15 protein-coding genes are annotated in these 15519 nt (G+C 69.8%); 6 read left to right on the forward strand and 9 right to left on the reverse strand.

Features of this window, described 5'->3' with window-relative positions; translation table 11 throughout:
* Positions 1 to 427 (forward strand): nuclear transport factor 2 family protein (locus ACOJSN_RS03395; protein WP_420111102.1); only part of this gene is annotated, 427 nt, incomplete at its 5' end.
* 33 nt (positions 428 to 460) lie between these two features.
* On the opposite strand, the gene ACOJSN_RS03400 is transcribed toward ACOJSN_RS03395, so the two are convergent.
* Positions 461 to 742 (reverse strand): hypothetical protein, encoded by a 282-nt coding sequence (locus ACOJSN_RS03400; RefSeq protein WP_420111103.1) that lies wholly within the window; start codon positions 740 to 742, stop codon positions 461 to 463.
* Between the two features lie 32 nt (positions 743 to 774).
* Between ACOJSN_RS03400 and ACOJSN_RS03405 the strand changes: the two genes are divergently transcribed.
* Together ACOJSN_RS03405 and ACOJSN_RS03410 are read left to right on the forward strand one after the other, a co-directional pair.
* Entirely contained in the window at positions 775 to 1059 is a 285-nt protein-coding gene (locus ACOJSN_RS03405) for a dihydrofolate reductase family protein (protein WP_420111104.1), read from the forward strand.
* A 27-nt stretch (positions 1060 to 1086) separates the two neighbouring features.
* The gene (locus ACOJSN_RS03410; protein WP_420111105.1) at positions 1087 to 2160 is read left to right on the forward strand and encodes a pyridoxal-phosphate dependent enzyme; all 1074 of its coding nucleotides are present in this window, start codon (positions 1087 to 1089) and stop codon (positions 2158 to 2160) included.
* A gap of 4 nt (positions 2161 to 2164) precedes the next feature.
* On the opposite strand, the gene ACOJSN_RS03415 is transcribed toward ACOJSN_RS03410, so the two are convergent.
* The 8 genes from ACOJSN_RS03415 to ACOJSN_RS03450 all read right to left on the reverse strand — a co-directional run bounded on the left by ACOJSN_RS03415 (position 2165) and on the right by ACOJSN_RS03450 (position 13105).
* Positions 2165 to 3901 carry a heparinase II/III domain-containing protein gene (locus tag ACOJSN_RS03415; RefSeq protein WP_420111106.1) on the reverse strand — a complete coding sequence of 579 codons (1737 nt, stop codon included), beginning with the start codon at positions 3899 to 3901 and terminating at the stop codon, positions 2165 to 2167.
* On the reverse strand, positions 3898 to 4326 hold the full coding sequence (locus ACOJSN_RS03420; protein WP_420111107.1) for a DUF1801 domain-containing protein: 429 nt from the start codon (positions 4324 to 4326) through the stop codon (positions 3898 to 3900). Before ACOJSN_RS03420 ends, ACOJSN_RS03415 begins: the two co-directional genes overlap by 4 nt.
* Entirely contained in the window at positions 4326 to 5177 is an 852-nt protein-coding gene (locus ACOJSN_RS03425) for a GNAT family N-acetyltransferase (protein ID WP_420111108.1), read from the reverse strand. Before ACOJSN_RS03425 ends, ACOJSN_RS03420 begins: the two co-directional genes overlap by 1 nt.
* A 236-nt stretch (positions 5178 to 5413) precedes the next feature.
* Positions 5414 to 7138 carry an acyltransferase gene (locus ACOJSN_RS03430; RefSeq protein ID WP_420111109.1) on the reverse strand — a complete coding sequence of 575 codons (1725 nt, stop codon included), beginning with the start codon at positions 7136 to 7138 and terminating at the stop codon, positions 5414 to 5416.
* The gene (locus tag ACOJSN_RS03435) at positions 7135 to 9870 is read right to left on the reverse strand and encodes a hypothetical protein (protein WP_420111110.1); all 2736 of its coding nucleotides are present in this window, start codon (positions 9868 to 9870) and stop codon (positions 7135 to 7137) included. The genes ACOJSN_RS03430 and ACOJSN_RS03435 overlap by 4 nt, the downstream gene beginning before the upstream one ends.
* A 36-nt stretch (positions 9871 to 9906) precedes the next feature.
* Positions 9907 to 10830, reverse strand: a complete 924-nt coding sequence (locus ACOJSN_RS03440; RefSeq protein WP_420111111.1) for a carbohydrate ABC transporter permease — start codon at positions 10828 to 10830, stop codon at positions 9907 to 9909.
* A gap of 11 nt (positions 10831 to 10841) precedes the next feature.
* Entirely contained in the window at positions 10842 to 11786 is a 945-nt protein-coding gene (locus ACOJSN_RS03445; protein ID WP_420111112.1) for a carbohydrate ABC transporter permease, read from the reverse strand.
* Positions 11786 to 13105: an ABC transporter substrate-binding protein gene (locus tag ACOJSN_RS03450; RefSeq protein WP_420111113.1), complete on the reverse strand. Its 1320-nt coding sequence runs from the start codon at positions 13103 to 13105 to the stop codon at positions 11786 to 11788. The genes ACOJSN_RS03445 and ACOJSN_RS03450 overlap by 1 nt, the downstream gene beginning before the upstream one ends.
* Before the next feature lie 120 nt (positions 13106 to 13225).
* Here ACOJSN_RS03450 and ACOJSN_RS03455 point away from each other — a divergent pair, with 120 nt between their 5' ends.
* The 3 genes from ACOJSN_RS03455 to ACOJSN_RS03465 all read left to right on the forward strand — a co-directional run.
* Positions 13226 to 13942 carry a GntR family transcriptional regulator gene (locus ACOJSN_RS03455; protein WP_420111114.1) on the forward strand — a complete coding sequence of 239 codons (717 nt, stop codon included), beginning with the start codon at positions 13226 to 13228 and terminating at the stop codon, positions 13940 to 13942.
* The gene (locus ACOJSN_RS03460) at positions 13939 to 15099 is read left to right on the forward strand and encodes a mandelate racemase/muconate lactonizing enzyme family protein (protein ID WP_420111115.1); all 1161 of its coding nucleotides are present in this window, start codon (positions 13939 to 13941) and stop codon (positions 15097 to 15099) included. The genes ACOJSN_RS03455 and ACOJSN_RS03460 overlap by 4 nt, the downstream gene beginning before the upstream one ends.
* Positions 15096 to 15519: SDR family NAD(P)-dependent oxidoreductase (locus ACOJSN_RS03465; protein WP_420111116.1), on the forward strand; the 424-nt coding region annotated here is incomplete at its 3' end. The genes ACOJSN_RS03460 and ACOJSN_RS03465, both read left to right, overlap by 4 nt.

The following is a 15519-nucleotide window of genomic DNA, read 5'->3' on the forward strand; positions in this document are numbered from 1 at the left end:
TCGAGCGAGGTCGACGATGCGCATCCGATCAGGTGAGGTACCCGCCCACCCGGGCGACGCCGTCGAGCAGGAGATGGTCGAGAGGTACGTCGAGGCGTTCGAGGCCTACGACGTGGACCGACTGGTGCGGTTGCTCGCCGAGGACGCGACGTTCTCGATGCCGCCGCTGCCGTTCTGGCTGCGAGGGCGCGCGGGCATCGAGCAGTTCTGGCGCGGCCCCGGCACCGTGTGCAGGGACTCGCGGATCACCACCGGCCGACTCAACGGCCGTCCAGCAGCCGCCTGCTACCACGTGGCCGAGCCCGGCCGGTGGGAGCCGTTCGCGGTGCATGTGCTGGAGGTGTCGGCCGAGGGCATCAGCGACATCACCCACTACCTCGATGCCTCGGTCTTCGAGCTGTTGGGGCTGCCTTCGGTCATTGTCTGAGCCCGACCGACCAGTTTCGGCCGGTCGCCTCGTCTACCAGAGCAGGAGGGCGGACCAGCCGCTCACTGAAACAGGAGGAATCTCATGGCGCAGCCAGTCGGTGCTCACCTCTTCTACTCCCTCAACGGCGTGGTCGAGTCGCCTCACCTGTGGCAGTTCGACGCGTTCGGAGAGGCCGAGATGGAAGGCATGCAGAACGCGATCGACGGCGTCACCGATGTGGTGATCGGCCGCACCCTGTGGCAGGAGTGGAAGGACTACTGGCCGGGCTCCGATGATCCGTTCGGCGCCTTCATCAACCCGGTGCGCAAGCACGTGATCAGCTCCACCCTGTCCGAGCCGCTGGAGTGGAACAGCACGCTCGCGACCGGCCCGCGACGTACGTGCAGCACCTCGCCGCGAACGCCGACGGGCGCATCACGGTCACCGGCGGGATCCGCACCGTCCGGTCGCTGTTCGAGGCAGGGGCGATCGACAACCTCACCCTCACCGTCCACCCGGCCGTGACGCCCGAGGGCGTGCGACTGTTCGACGAGTCGTTTCCGCTCACCCGGCTGCAGCTCGTGGAGTCGGTGAGCACACCCGCAGGCAACGCCGTGCTGACCTATACCCGCCGCACCGGCGAGGCCTGAGCGTGCCTGCGCTCGTAGGGTTGACGCATGCCCGCGAGCAACGCTGACGCCTACGAGGGGGCGTGGGAGGAACGAGCGGCGCGGACGCTCGCCCCACGCTCCTCCGACCGCGCCAGCACCGGTGCGATCGCATGGCCAGGATCGTTCACCTCCGGCTCGCGCATCTACCTGATCGACGAGTCTCGACATCCCACGAGCAGCCTGAAGCACGACACGATGCGGCTGGTGCTCCACCGGCTGATCCGCGAGCGCAGGCTGGGACCCGGCCGCCCGGTCGTCGTCGCCAGCGCCAGGAACGCCGCCGTCGCCGCGGCTTACTGGTGCCGCCTGCTCGAGCTGCCGTGCACCGTGGTGGTCCCGGCGTCCACAGCAGCCGCCAAGATCGAGCTGATCCGCGCCGAGGCCGCCGACGTGGTCCCCCACGCCCCACCTGCGGGCATCTATGACGAGGCGAGGCGCATCTCCCAGGTCACGGGTGGGTTCTACCTCGATCACTTCACTCAGGGACCGGCTGCGGCGACCGAACCCAGCTGGCAGCTCGCACATCAGGTCGTCGGGGCGGTGGAGGCCGCCACCGGGGAACCACCCACGACGGTGGTGGCCGGGCTGGGGTCGGGAGCAACCGCGGCTGGGTTCCACGCGTACCGGCAACGTGAGCAGCTCACGTATCGGATCGTCGGCGTGGACGCGGAGAACTCTGCGTACCTCCCCGGCTGGCTCTACGGCGTGAAGGACTACGGCACGGGCATGCCCTCGCGGGTCGAGGGCATCGGCAGACCGATGCTGCCGGAGTCGTTCGATCAAGACAGCGTGGACCTCATCGCGCAGGCACCCGATGCCGCCAGCATCGCGGGCGCACGACGCCTCCGCTCTCTCGTCAACGCGCCTGTGGGAGCGTCCAGCGGAGCATGCCTCTGGGCCGCGATCCGTCACGCCCGTCGGGCGACGAGCCCGGAGGTGGTCGTCGCGCTCATCGCCGATGCGCACGCGCACTACCTGACGACCTGCCACAGCGATGCCTGGTGCCGGCGGAAGAACCTCGACCCCGTGGAGTTCGCCGATCACTTCGAGGTGTCCTCACCCCACAGCACGGAGCTGTGAGCCGTCACGCGCGCGGACCGCTCCTCGTCCGGATCGTGACGCTGTGCTCGACCTCGGTGGCGGCGGGGAGCGTGAGATCGACGTGATGGACGGGTAGCGGGAAGCTGCCACGGCCGCGAGGGAACGAGCCGGTGACCACGGTCGCCTCAGGAGCGTGCCGCAGCTCGGCGTCGGCGCCATCGGCCGCGACCTGTACCGCGCCGGCCACCACACGGGGCTCGACCATCGTGATGAACCGCTGCGTGAGCGCGACCGGCTCCGTGGCGGTCACCGTGTCGGTGACGATCACCTCGTCGCCGCGTCGCTCGACCCGGCGCACCAGTCGAGTCAGCGCGGGGTGCGGGTAGGCAGCGGTGAGGTCGACCTCGAACCGCTCGCCGCCGTCGTCGATCTCCACATGAAGCACCTCGGCTCGAGCCGAGGAACCCTCGGCCTGCACCACGCCGTCGAGCATCGGGACGCTGTGACCTTGCGACCCGGCGGCGGGGTTGTCGTACCGGTTCGGGCCGAAGTAGTCGCGGTCGTAGACGCCGCGGCCGGCATCGGCCACGAGCATCCGGCCGGCGCGGGCCACGATGACCGAGCCGAGGTCGTTGTGATTGTGCGGCTCGCCGTTGTGGCCGCCGCGCACCGCGACCCCGATCGGGCTGCGCGCGCCCTCCGGCACCACCAACCACTGCGCGTCCGGGTACCAGCGGGGCGCGTCGTCGCTGCGTGCCCCTGTCCCCGCGTCGAGCTGCCAGCACAGTGAGCGCAGCGCGAGCGCCCAGCGGCCGCAGTCATCGATCACCTCGGTCTCGACCAACTCCACTGCCGGCGCACCCACGCCCCCGTAGCGGCGTTCTGCACCCGCGAGCAGACCGGCATCGGCGGTGCCCTCCAACCAGGTGTCCGCGAAGGTCACCAGCGCTCGCTCGGACAGGAACGCCCGCAGCGGCCACCGGGCCGCCTCGGCCGCGCGCGCCGGCTCTCCCGCCGGGCAGGGCCCGAACACCGCGTCCAGCGCCTCGGTCGCTACCAGGTAGTAGCCGAATCCGTATCGCCAGTAGCCGTATCCCTCCACGCACACGCCGTCGTCGCCGTACCCGTCGAGCGAGCGCCGCAACGAGGCCCGCAGCCGCGGCAGCATCGCCTCCACGCGCTCCCGCTCGCACACCTGCAGCGCCGCGAGCGCGACCGACCCCGCGCACACCGACGCCCAGTTGTTCGGGGAGTCCTCCCACCAGAACGTGTGCCGCTCGTAGGGCTCGATCACGCGGGCGATCACCTGCTCGTGAGCGCGCTGCACCAGGTCCGCAGGCAGCCGGTCCCCCAGCAGCGCGATGATCTCCGCGAGCGCTGACCCGGTCTCGGCGGCGAACAGGTCGATGGTCTGGCGCGGGTCGAGCCCGTCGCGAGCGGCGTGCGCCGGCAGCACCCAATACGGCTCGTCGCAGATCGCGGCGATCACGGCGGCCAGCCCGTCGGTGCGGCCCGCCGGATCGAGAAGCGCGGCGAGCGCGAGCGCGGTCAGCCCCCGCCGCCGCTGGAAGTACAGCGCCTCGAACGCACCCCGGTCACCGGTCAGCGCGTAGTCGCGATAGCGCTCCTCGGGCAGGTCGGCCGGCGGCAGGCTCTCGGCCGCGACGGCCGCCACCTGCGCGCGTTGCTCGGCCGCCTCGGGTGCGTGCTGCACCCGTTGCCAGATCGACTGCTCGACGGCGGAGCCCAGCGCCGCCCGCGCGTCGCCTTGCGGGCTCATGCGCCGCCCTCGCGGGCGCGCTGGCCGTACGTCCCGGCCGTGAGCGTCGCGTAGGAGGTGGCCAGGATCTGCTCGAGCACGGTGAGGTCGACGTCGTCGAGGTTCTTCAGGTACAGGCACCCCACGCCGGTGGTGTGCGGCCCGAGGCGGGCCAGCGCGTCACTGTGTGCGCCGACGCCGTCGGACAGATAGATGGTGCTGGCCGGCTTCCGGGGCGCGAACCCGAGCGCCGGCGCGCAGCCCTCGCGGCCAGACTCGTACCGGTAGGAGTACTCGCCGAACCCGATGATGCCGCCGCTCCACAGCTCGGGCTCCAGTCCGCTGACACGCCCCATCAGTTCGACGATGGTCTCGGCATCGCGCTTGCGCAGGGTCGGGGTGACGCTCTCGATCCGCGCGGCGACGTCCGCTCCCGTGCGTTCCATCAGGCCTCCTTCGGGTCGATCTCGACGAGCCGGAACCAGCCGCCGGTCGGTTCGAGCTGGATCCACGCGGGCAGCCAGTGCGGATCGCTCACGTGGCCGTCCATCTCGACGGCGTTCACACCCCGCTCGGCCAGCACGTCGAGCGTGCGTCGCAGACACGACGCCACCAGCTGCTCGCCGTTCAGCGTGTCACGCTGGGTGGTCTCGCCGCACAGCACGGGGACGTCACCATCGGTGAAGGCGACGCACAACGCGACGACCGACCCGCCGCCGTCGAGCGCGATCGAGGTGGCTTCGAGGTCGACCTCGTCCTCGAGGCCTTCGAGCAGCGCGCCGGCGAAGTTCGGCGCGGTCGGCGACCATTCGGCGTGCGACCACTCGTAGGCGCTCGCCCAGGCGGGCCCGAGGCTCTCGAGCCCGACGGCGGAGCCTGGCACGGTCTCCGGCGTCGCCTCGTGCAAGGCGTCGCGTCGGGCGACGTCGACGTGCATGGGCGGCACGACCTGGATCGTGCGCGCGCCGAGCGCGTCGGCAAACGCAAGCTCGGGCGAACCCACGAACCCGCGTGTCATCAACGCCAGCGGCTGTGCGCGCAGCCGCGCCAGCTCGCGAACCAGCGCGGTGCCGATCCCCTGCCGCCGCCGCTCCGGATCCACGACCACGGCGACCCAGTACCGGGCGCCGTGCACCCGCGATGTCCAGATCAGCCCCGCCCCCACCGGCACCTGGCCGTCGAGAGCGATCAGCGACCGCGTGTGCTGATCACGCCACCCATCCGCCCGCAGCTCGATCGAGGAGAACCAGAAAGGACCCGCGTCAAGATCTGCTTGCGCAAGCGGTCGGACGAACACCCCAACATCCTGCCTGAGACCCGAGTGCGACAACGACCGAGCGCGGCACCGCACAAGCCATGCACCGCGATGGCGACGACACTCACCAAGGGCGGAGCCGGAAGATCCGTGCGCGGCGATGGCTGGGCCTGGCGGGTGGCGCGGCGGGAGCGGGGCACGTGCGTTTACGCGGGGTTGTATCTCGCCGCGAACGTATCTTCCGGATCCGACCGAACGCAACGAGAATTTCTCAGCTATCAGACCAACAACTCCGCAGCCTCAGGCCGATGAATCCCCTGCGGCCGGTACCCGAGGGACCCCGACACCCCCACCAGGTCCGCCAGCAGCCAGATGATGGCGAGCCACATCTCGGTGCCTTGGAAGTGCGGCGCCTCTTGGGCAGGGTTGCGACCGGTGCCGGAAGGTGCGGCGAAGCCGAAGCCGCGGCCGGGCTGCCAGTGCGAGAGCGCGTCGCGGAGCAGCCGGGTGGCAAGCGCCTGGATCTCGTCGCGGCGGTAGTCGATGTCGCGGCCGGCGAGCCAGAGCGGGTGGGCGACGTCGAGCACGTTGCACGCGTTCTGCGTCTCACGGGCGAAGAACCGGGCGTCCTGGGCGTGCCGCAGCACGGTGTCGATGACCTGCTCACGGTCGGGCAGCGGCATGCCGAACTGCGCGTACGTGCCGCGCGAGGCGCGGTAGAAGCCGTTGACGATCTCCAGCAGCCCGCTCTTCGGTAGCGCGTGTCCCCACATGCCGGTCGCCCGATCCACGTGGGTGCCGAGCCAGCCGAACAGCGCGGCCGCGGTGGCCGCGTTGCGCGGGGTGCCGTGGCGGCGGTTCCACAGCAGCGCGGTGCCGTACATGTCCACGAAGTGTCCGCTCGACCAGGTGCGCTCGGCCCAGGGCAGGGCATCGAGCTCGGCGAGCAGGCCGTCGGCTCCGAGATTCTCGACGGCGGTGATCGGGTGGGTGAATCCCGCGCCGAGCAGGTCGAGTGCGTACCCGACGCAGAGCACGTGGTAGGCAGCCTGGGGCTCGCGGACCGTGAGGTCGACCGTGCCCGGCAGCCCGGTCTCGTCGAACGGAGCCACGAGACCGGTTGCCGGATCCTGCAGCAACGCGAGCCGGCGCACGTGCTCGTCCCGGCTCAGCTGCGGCGGCACGTCACCCAGCAGATAGGCGGCGATCTCGATGGCGTCGCAGTGGGCGCGGACGGTGGGCACGCCGCCTGGGGCGTCGAGGTAGCGGCCGTCGGCGATCGAGGGGTCCCACGAGGCCGCGAGGATCTTCTCGGCGTCGCCCCGTGCGGCTTGCGCGAAGGCGGCCACCTCCTCGGCGAGCGAGGCCCCGACGGCGTTCTCGGCCTGCTGCTGCGGCGCCAACCCCGGCACCCGCCACTTCTTCACGCGGGCCGGGTTGCCGGCCACGATCGCGCCGGCGGGCACATCCTTGGTGACCACGGACCCAGCGGCGATGACCGACTTGTCGCCGATCGTGACGCCGTCGAGGATCACCACCTGCGAGCCGATCCACACGTCGTTGCCGATCACCACACCCCGCTGTGAGATCGGCTGGCGGAAGACCTCCGTGTCGGGGTCGCTCATCGTGTGGTTGAACGCGAGGATCGAGGTGTGCGCGCCGATCCGCACCGCATCGCCCATGCGGACGTCGCCGCGCACCACCGTGAACGCGTTGATCGTGCAGTGCTCACCCGTGATCAGCGTGCCGGTCACGTACGCGTGGCCGGCGATGTAGGAGCGCGTGCCGAGCACGAGCGTGTCCATCTGTACCGCGGCGATCGGCGAGATGAAGCACTTCTCGCCGATCGTGACGTCGGCGTCACCGGCGGCGAACTGCCGCTGCAGCTCGAGCTGGGCCTCCTGCTCCGCCTCGGTGGCGCGGCCCCAGAAGTACCAGGGCGAGTAGTCGAAGTGGTGCTTGTCGAAGGGGTTGGCCGCGGTCGCAGCCTCCGTAAGCGTCATCGGGGTTCCTCGTAGAGCCAGTCGAACGTGTCGTTCTCTGCGTCTGCCATCAGAACACTACGGCCTGTGAACTCCTGGTCGGCCGCCACGGCCCCGAGGACCACATACGCACCGCTGCCCGGCGCGAAGGTGTGGCGGCCCGCCTCGTACCTGAACGCGTGGACGTCCACGATCGGGTGCCACTCGGCCGAGATCGCCCCGACAAGCACCGGCGCGAGCCCACCTCGGTCGTCGGCGTGGGTGTTGGTCTCCAGGTCTGGCACCTGCAGCCAGCGCGGGTGCTTCTCCTTGAAGTAGCCGACCAGCAGGTGTCCGTCCACAGGCAGCTCGAACTCGAGCTCGCTCTGCCCCTCGGTCGCGACCGACTTGTTGAACCGCACTCCCGTGAGACCGGTCAGCTCGACGGCGAGACGCGTGATCGGGCTGGTCGCGTCCGGGAACAGCTCGGCTCCCTCGCGCACCTCGAACGCCTCGGCGCCCTCGGAGTGCACCGTGAGGTCGATGCCGCGGAACGGCTCCGGCTGCAGGGTCCGCTCGGCCACGGGGCCGGGAAGCTCACCGCGCTCGAGTGTCTCGGTGTTGGCGCGCAGGTTGGCCAGCTCCGCCTCGTACATCGGCAGCACCTGCTGCCAGTGGCCGAAGTCCTTCCCGTTGGGGTAGGGCACCTTGCGCTGCGGTGTGCGCATGCTGTTCGCGTAGAGGTAGGTGCCTTCGGTCAGGTCGGCGAGGCCCCGGTAGACCTCGATGCTCTGCTCGACCAGCGCGATCGCTGCCCGTAGCCGCGGCGTGATCGCGGCGTAGTCCCCGGTCTGCTGCTCCCGCGCGTACAGGATCTCGACCGCCGCCCGCACCCGCAGGTCGTAGAACTCGGCGATCAGCGCGATCGCCCGGGCATCCGTGGCCAGTCGCCCGTACTCCTGGCTGTTCTCGGTCACCACCTCACGGCCCTGCTCGACGGCGGTGAGCGCCTTCTGCGAGAAGGCTCGGCCCTCCTCGATCACGTCGAGCGGGGTCTCCCCGATGTGCGGTTCGCCCGCGACCTCGCGTGCGACGAACTCCTCCAGCCGCTCACCCGCCGGCGCATGGGACTCCCACAGGTCGTCCCAGGCTCGGTGCCGGTGCGGGTTGGTGAGCTGGCTCAGCGTCATGCCGAGGCTGAAGGTCTGCCGGTTGCCCTCGGTGATGCCGAGCCGGCGCAGCAGCCGGGGCGCGACCTGACCCATCGCCTCGTACGTGGCGAGGGCGGCGGCTCCTGCCTCCTCGCTGCCGAACTGCTCGGCGAGGCGCTGGGTCCAGTAGTGCTGCTCGGCCGCTGGGTCGCGGTCCGACTTCCACGCATAGCGGTGCCACGCCGCGAACCAGAGCCAGTCGCGGTCGAGCTGGCGCAGCCTCGGTTCGGCGACGTCGGGTGAGACCGGCCACTCCCAGTAGAACATCGGGTACAGATGCAGACCGTGACTCTTCAGTCGGTGCCGGATCGCCTGCACGCTGCGGCGGATGAAGGTGACGGATCCGTACCTGAAGGGTTCGAGGTCGGACAGGATGTGGATGTTGATGACGTGGATGCCACCGAGCGAGGCCAGGTACTGGTGCAGCTCCTGCCACTTGCCGCGCGGGTTCCACGTGGTGAGCGACTCGCCGTTGTACTTGGCCTCGGTGTGCAGAGCCGGGTACCGGTCACCGGTGGCGTCGATCACCGGCTTCGGGTCGAGTGCGTGCGCACGCAGCAGCACCGGCGGCACGTCGGTGACGCCTGCACGCGCCACGCCGGCCTCGATGCCGGGCAGGATCGTCTCGGTGAACCACTCCGCACCGTAGAGGTCGCCCTGCAGCACCTCGCCCAGGCACACGTAGAGCCCGACCTGCGGGAAGTCGGCCACGAACGCGGCGATCGCGGCCTGCGTGTACCGGCTGACCAGCTCGGTGGGCTTGGGCTGCCGCAGCGGGATGTCGTGGTGCTGCGAGAACGGCAGCGGGATGTGGATGTTGTAGAACTTGAGGAACACGCGCACGCCGCGGCGGCTCGCCTCCTCGGTCAGCCACGCGAGGGTCTCCCGGTTGCGCGCCAGCTCCTCCTCGGTGACCTCCAGCGCCTCCGGGAAGTCGGGCAGCGCCACGAATGAGCTGAACGGGTGCCCGCTCCAGAGGTAGAGCGCGTTGGCGCGCTGTTCCAGCAGCGTCTCGAGCACCTCGAGCCAGTGGTCGCGGTCGTAGAACCAACCGAACCGCTCGGGCGTGATCGGGTACTCGTACACCTGTCGCGGCGCTTCGACCTCGGTCAGCTGCAGCCCGATCGCCGGCCCGCGCAGCGCCAGGTCAGGGGTCTCGCCGTGCTCGAGATCGAGCGGGATCTCTCCGTGCTCGGCCACGGCGCGTGCCAGCTCCTGGCATCCGTACAGGACACCGTTGTCGTCGCCGCCGGTCACCACCACGATGCGGCCGGGCAGCACCGCCACGTAGTACCCGTTCACCCCGGGCTCACCGTTGTTGTAGAGCAGCCACTCCTGCTGCTCGAGCTCGGCGATCGCGGGCGTCGAGGCACGCTCCCCGATGACCACGAGGGTGGGGTGGTCCGCTGCCGGGCGCTGGATCCGGTCCCCGAGCGGCGTCTCGGCACGCTTGACCGAGACGCCGGCCGCGGTCATCGCCTCGAGAAGGAGGTCGACGCCGTGGGCGATGGCAGAACCTGCTCCCGCCGCCACGCTGACGACGTAGGAGGGCTGGTGTGACACGAGGGAACAGCTCCTTGGTTGGTGAGGGTGGTTCGGCTACTTCAGACCGGTGGTGGCGATGCCGTTGATCAGGTACTTCTGGCCCGCGATGAAGAACCCGATGATCGGAGCGATCGAGACGAGCGACATCGCGAACATCGGACCCCACGAGCTCGTGCCCTCGGAGTCCGAGAACTGCTGCAGCGCCATCGGCACGGTGTACAGCTCAGCCGTGCTCAGGTAGAGCAACGGGGTGAAGAACTCGTTCCACACGCCGATCACCGTGAAGATCGCCGTGGTGGCCAACGCGGGCGTGCACAGCGGCAGCACGATGCGGCCGAAGATGCGGAACGAACCGCAACCGTCGATCCGCGCCGCCTCGTCGAGCTCACGCGGCAGGCTCCGCATGAACTGCACCATGAGGAAGATGTAGAACGCGTTCGTGGCCAGGTAGGTCGGCACGATCAGCGGCAGGTAGGTGTCGAGCCAGCCGAGTGCCGAGAACACGATGTACTGGGGCACCAGCAGCACGTGCCCCGGCAGCATCAGCGTGCCGAGCATCATGGCGAACATCGTCTTGCGGCCGTGGAACTCCAGGCGCGCGAAGGCGTAGGCGGCCATCGCGCACGAGACCAGGTTTCCGATCACGCTGAGCACCACGATGATCGTGGAGTTGATCAGGTACACGTGGAACGGGTACGCGAGCGCCGTCCAGCCCTCCACGTAGTGGCTGAAGTCCCACTCGCTGGGCCACAGGCTGAGGTCGCGGAAGATCAGCGCGTCCGGCTTGAACGAGGATGAGACCAGCCACAGCAGCGGATAGATGAGGACCGCCCCGACTGCACACAGTGCGAGGTGCTTGCCGAACCGGGTCCAGCCGCTGGACTGCATGCGCTCGAACGTGAGGTCCTCGTCGGGCGAAGTGGCTCGGCGGTCTGGGCGCGTGCGCGTGCGCGCTGCGGTGCTCATGTCTGTGCTCATGTTGGCTCCCCTCACTTCTCGTAGAAGACCCAGTAGCGCTGGGCGAGGAAGTTGACGGCGGTGAAGCCCGCCACGATCAGGAGCAGCAGCCACGCCATCGCCGAGGCGTACCCCATCGAGAACTGCGTGAACCCCTTCTGATACAGGTACAGGTTGTAGAACAGGGTGGAGTCGGCGGGCCCGCCCGATCCGCCGCTCATCACGTAGCCCTGCGTGAAGGTCTGCAGCGAGCCGATCAGCGAGAGCACGAGGTTGAAGAAGATGATCGGGCTGATCATCGGCACCGTGATCGACCAGAACCGGCGCAACCTGCTCGCGCCGTCGATCGCCGCGGCCTCGTAGTACACGGTCGGCACCTGGCGCAGCGCGGCCAAGAAGATCACCATCGGCGCGCCGAAGGTCCACACGTTCAGCGTGATCAGCACCCCGAGCGCGGTGTCGGGCTGCGACACCCAGGAGGCACCAGGGATGCCGACGATCGCGAGGAACTTGTTGATCACGCCGTCGGCGCCGAAGATCGCGCGCCAGAGCATCACGACCGCCACGCTCGACCCGAGCAGCGACGGCAGGTAGAAGATCGCGCGATACACCGGCAGTCCGCGTACGCCACGGTTGAGGAAGGCCGCGACCGCGAGCGCCACGATCAGCGACAGCGGCACCGACACGAACGTGTAGATGAAGGTGACGGCCAGCGCCGCTCGGAGCCGACGGTCGCCGGCCATCTCCACGAAGTTCTCCAGGCCCACCCACTGGGGTGCCGACAACAGGTTGTAGTCGGTGAAGGCCAGGTACAGCGAAGCGCCGAAGGGGATGATCGTGAACAGCATCCCCACCATCCACGGCGCGAGGAACACGTAGGCGGTCCAGTCGTGCCGCCCACGGTCGCGACGACCCTTCCGGCCGGGGGAGGAGCCCCGGCCGGAAGGGAGCGTTGCGGGCGCTGTCGGTGCCACCATCAGGCGAAGACCGCCATCACCTCGGCCGCCGCCTCCTGCGGTGTCGACTGGCCGAAGACGAGCCGCTCGCTCGCGGTGCCGAGCGCGGCGCTCAGCTCCGAGGTACCCACCGGGTCCGGGACGGGTGCCACGAGCTCGAACTCACCGAGCTCGCCCAGGTACGCGACCGAGCGGGCGTCGTCGTCGTTGAGGGTTTCTCCCACCGCGGCGGCGACCTCCGCGTCCGGTGGAGCGCCGCGGGTGACGCCGATCGTCACGTTCGCGTCGACGTCGTTCACCAGGAAGTCCAGCAGCTGCGCTGCGGCCTCCTCGGCGTCTGTGGTGGCGCTGATCGACCAGTGTCCGCCGGGGATGATCTGGTGGCCGCGGCGCTCGGCCTGCGACTCGCCCGGGAAGAAGCCCATCTGCAGGGTCCCGCCGACAGCCGGGTTGAAGACCCCGTAGCTGTTGGACGGCATCGACGAGCTCGCCACCAGGCCGCGACCGATCGCGGACTGCTCGGCCGCCGCACCGAGATCCTCGACATCGCCGCCGTTCGGAACCGCTCCGGCATCGCGCAGATCGACCCACATCTGGAACCACTCGGTGATCGCGTCCTCGTCGAAGCCCGGCGTGCCATCGGGGTTCCAGATGTCCTGGCCACGCTGACGCAGCCACACGCCCATGGTGAGGAAGTCGTCGAGCGGGTAGTCGGCGCCGAACACCGCGCGGTCGCTGGCGTCGGTCACGGCGGCGGCAGCCTCGGTGAAGTCATCCCAGGACCAGCTCGCCATATCGGGCACGGCCACGCCGTACTCCTCGTAGAGCGCAGCATCGATCACCCACGCGACCGAAGCCACGCCGAACGGGATCCCGTACTGCGCGTCGCCCACCTTGCCGGAGTTGAGCACGGACTCGGGCACCCCGGAGACGTCGATACCGTCACCGACGGGGAGCTCCAGCAAGCTGCCGCGGTCACCGAAGTCGCGCAACCTCTCGCGGCGGGCGGCGAACAGGTCCGGCGGGTTTCCTCCGGCGAACCGGACTGCCATCCGGTCGTCGTACGCGCTGCCGGACTGGAACTCGGTGGTCACGGTGATCCCGCTGGCCTCGCGGAACAGGTCGAGGCCGGCCTCGGTCAGCTCGGCGCGGGAGGCATCGCCCCACCACGCCATGTTCACGGTGCCGCTCGCACCACCGCTACCACCGCCGTCCCCCGAGTCCGACGGCGGGGCGTCGCCACCGCTGCCACCGAAGCGATTGCACCCCGCGGCCGCCACGGCCACGCCCGCCGCACCGAGCATGAGCACGCCACGCCGGCTCAGATCTCTCACAGTCATCGTCGACTCCCAGTGGTCTCGCGGCACGAACGTCGTGCCGACACGTTGAAACGTATCAGCGATGCGATACCAGATACAAGATGTTGCGATCCGAGACATTGGGCTGGTTATGATCCGGCCATGGTTTCCCTCCAGGGAGGACCCGGCGCCCCGCCGACCTCTCCGGCGCCGCAGCTGTCGCTGGAGCAGGCCGTCTCACGGGGTGACCGCGTCCGAGATGTCATCCAGGCCGCGATCCTCGACGCGCGCCTGCCGCAAGGCACGCCGCTGGTCGAGCGCGAGCTCTCAGCGATGCTCGGGGTGTCCAAGACCCCGATCCGCGAGGCGCTCAAACAGCTCCAGTCCAGCGGGCTGGTGGTCGCCACCGCCTACCAGGGCATGCGGGTGCGGGTGCTCGACGCGGCGATCGTGCAGGACGTGACCAACGCGCGCATCGCCGTCGAGCCGGAAGCGATCCGCCTCGCCGTCGAGGCCCGAGGTGCGGCGCCGCACGAGGCCGCGCGCCGGGCGCTCACCGAGACCGAGGCGCTGATCCGTGACGACGAGACCGCGCAGCTCGGGCTGAAGAACCGCGAGTTCCATCGCGCGCTGTACCTCGAGTGCGGCAACGACCTGCTCATCGACTTCCTCGACAAGCTGCAGTCGCTCAGCACCTTCATCGCGACCGCCGGCTGGCGTGCGCACGCCACCTACGCGAGCGAGGCTTCCGAGCACGCCGAGCTGCTCGAGCACTACGAGAAGGGCGATGCCGAGGCCGCGCCGCGGCTGCTCCGAGAGCACATCACCGCCTCCGCAGCCACCCTGCTGAAGGCTCTCGACGAGCAGGCGTCCGAATGACCGCGATCACCGCGGTCCGACTCACCTCGGTCAACACTCCGCGCAGCACCGGTCTGATCTGCGGGCACGTGATCGTGGAGCTGGAGACCGACGACGGCCTCGTCGGCATCGGCGAGATGTCCGACTTCCAGCACCTGCCACGCTTCCACGTGGATGTCGTCGACCTGCAGCGCAGCCTCGAGGCGATGCTCGTGGGTCTGGACATCTGGGCTGCGAACCGCGCGACCACCCTGCTGGAGCAGGCATTCCCCTCCGCCGGGTCGCTCTACGACAAGGGCGCCGTGATCCGCTGCGGGATCGACATCGCGTTGTGGGACCTGCGCGGCAAGGCCGGCGGGCGCAGCGTCAGCGACCTGCTCGGTGGCCAGGTACGCCCCACCCTCCCGGTCGCTTACCCCATCTTCCGCCAGCGCGCGGAGGCCGACATCGAGGCGAACCTGGAGGTGGTGCGGTCTCGTCTGGCTGAAGGCTTCACGATGTTCCGCGTCTACGTAGGGGGCGATCTCGGCCTCGACGAGCGGTTCCTGCGCGCGTTGCGGGATCGCTTCGGCGACACCGTGCAGATCAAGTCCCTCGACTTCTCCAACCTGCTGGACTCCACGCAGGCGATCCGCTTCATCGAGCGCACGATCGAGCTCGACTACGCGCTCGTGGAGGCACCGGCCCACGAAGGTGACATCGCCGGTCTTGGCGAGGTACGCCGTCGAACGCTCGTCCCGGTGAGCGAGCATGTGTACGACGGCGCGGCGGGGCTGCGTCTCGCAGGTGCGCGTGCTGTCGATGTTCTCAATGTCGGGCTGTTTGCCCTCGGGGGGCTGACGGCGGCGCTCCGGGTGGTCTCGATCGCCGAGTCCGCGGGCCTTGCCTGCCTGATCGGCACCACGCAGGAGCTCGCGATCGGGACCGCAGCCGCCGCGCACCTGGGCGTGACGAGCGCTGCGGCCACGGTCGCGGCGGACCCGGTCGGGCCGCTGCTGTACACCGCCGACGTGGTGAAGGATCCGCTCGAGTACCGCGACGGCGCCCTGGTGCCGCCAGTCGGGCCAGGTCTCGGCGTCGAGATCGACCCCGAGCGGCTGGCCGCGATCGCCGGCCCGCTGACCTGGGACACCGGTGCGACGACCAGCATCCTCGACCGGGTGGGTGGCCCCTCATGACCGATGTCACCGATTCGTTCACTCCCGGCTACGCCCGCTTCGACGGCATGCGCGTGCTGGTGACCGGCGGATCCCGGAACATCGGGAAGGCGCTCGTGGAGCGGTTCGCCGCCGAGGGGGCCGCGGTCGCGATCAACGGGATCGTGCCGGGCGAAGCGCAGGCGCTCGCGACCGCGCTGCAGGAGCGCAACACCACGGCCACGGCTTTCGATGCCGATGTCTCCGACCCGGACGCCGTCGTCGCGATGCTCGAGCACGTCACGACCCAGCTGGGCGGCATCGACGTGCTGGTCAACAACGCGGCCGCGCCGATGCTGGGGCGGGTGCCGTTCTTCGACCTGACGCTGGCGGACTGGGACCGGCAGTTCGACATCGCCGCACGCGGCACCTACCTGTGCACGCGCGAGGCAGCGGCACGGA

Origin of the sequence: Pseudactinotalea sp., assembly GCF_048594945.1 — a bacterium.
Taxonomy (GTDB): domain Bacteria; phylum Actinomycetota; class Actinomycetes; order Actinomycetales; family Beutenbergiaceae; genus Pseudactinotalea.

Coding starts and splice junctions, on each gene's coding strand:
- ACOJSN_RS03410 (WP_420111105.1), top strand. CDS start 1,087: ATGCCCGCGAGCAACGCTGACGCCTACGAGGGGGCGTGGGAGGAACGA.
- ACOJSN_RS03415 (WP_420111106.1), bottom strand. CDS start 3,901: ATGAGCCCGCAAGGCGACGCGCGGGCGGCGCTGGGCTCCGCCGTCGAG.
- ACOJSN_RS03420 (WP_420111107.1), bottom strand. CDS start 4,326: ATGGAACGCACGGGAGCGGACGTCGCCGCGCGGATCGAGAGCGTCACC.
- ACOJSN_RS03430 (WP_420111109.1), bottom strand. CDS start 7,138: ATGACGCTTACGGAGGCTGCGACCGCGGCCAACCCCTTCGACAAGCAC.
- ACOJSN_RS03440 (WP_420111111.1), bottom strand. CDS start 10,830: ATGAGCACAGACATGAGCACCGCAGCGCGCACGCGCACGCGCCCAGAC.
- ACOJSN_RS03445 (WP_420111112.1), bottom strand. CDS start 11,786: ATGGTGGCACCGACAGCGCCCGCAACGCTCCCTTCCGGCCGGGGCTCC.
- ACOJSN_RS03450 (WP_420111113.1), bottom strand. CDS start 13,105: ATGACTGTGAGAGATCTGAGCCGGCGTGGCGTGCTCATGCTCGGTGCG.
- ACOJSN_RS03455 (WP_420111114.1), top strand. CDS start 13,226: ATGGTTTCCCTCCAGGGAGGACCCGGCGCCCCGCCGACCTCTCCGGCG.
- ACOJSN_RS03460 (WP_420111115.1), top strand. CDS start 13,939: ATGACCGCGATCACCGCGGTCCGACTCACCTCGGTCAACACTCCGCGC.